Origin of the sequence: Streptomyces exfoliatus, assembly GCF_000725545.1 — a bacterium.
GTDB lineage: Bacteria > Actinomycetota > Actinomycetes > Streptomycetales > Streptomycetaceae > Streptomyces > Streptomyces exfoliatus.
Genome location: NZ_JNZP01000088.1, coordinates 1 through 887, shown reverse-complemented (window position 1 = coordinate 887; position 887 = coordinate 1). Strand labels below are relative to the sequence as shown.

General features: G+C 68.3%; 1 protein-coding gene. It reads right to left on the bottom strand.

What is annotated here, in order from left to right:
• Window positions 1-887, bottom strand: an 887-nt coding sequence (locus IO20_RS0134210; protein WP_030557421.1) for a mandelate racemase/muconate lactonizing enzyme family protein, incomplete at both ends; no start/stop codon positions are given.

Here is an 887-nt window from a genome sequence, read left to right as displayed (position 1 = left end):
GTGCAGGCGGCGAGTTGGAGGGAGGCGGCGGTCAGGACCGAGCCGCCCACGTTGTGCGGGGCGACCAGGACGTAATGGGTCTCGGCGGTCGCGGCCAGCTTCCTGGTCTCCCAGATGCCGCCGATGTGCCCGACGTCGGGCTGGATGATGTCGGCCGCCTGCGACTCGAACAGCTCCCGGAACTCGATCCGGTCGTGGATCCGTTCACCGGTCGCGATCGGCATGTCCACCTTCGCGGCGACCTTCTCCAGGGCCTTGAGGTTCTCCGGCGGCACCGGCTCCTCCAGCCAGGCCGGCCGGAACGGCGCCAGATCACGGGCCAGCCGGACCGCCGTCGAGGGGGAGAAACGGCCGTGCATCTCCACCATCAGCTCCGTGTCGGGACCGATCGCGTCCCGCACGGCCTCGATCAGGGAGACCGCGTACCGCGAGCCCTCGGCGTCCAGCTCGAAGTGACCGTTGCCGAACGGGTCGATCTTCAGCGCACGGTAACCACGCGCCACGACCGCACGCGCCGCCTCGTGATACGCCTCCGGCGTGCGCTCGGTGGTGTACCAGCCGTTGGCGTACGCCTTCACCCGGTCGGTCACCTTCCCGCCGAGCAACTGCCAGACAGGCACGCCCAACGCCTTGCCCCTGATGTCCCAGCAGGCCATCTCCACCACCGCGATACCGGACATCACGATCTCCCCGGCCCGCCCGTAATCGCCGTACTTCATACGCCGGACGAGATCCTCGACCGCGAACGGGTCCGAACCGGCGATGTGATTGACCTCCGCCTCACGCAGATAGCCCACCAACGCGTCGGTGTGCCCGAGCATCCGCGTCTCACCGACACCGGTCAGACCCTCGTCGGTATGGACCAGGACATAGGTCAGGTTGCGCCA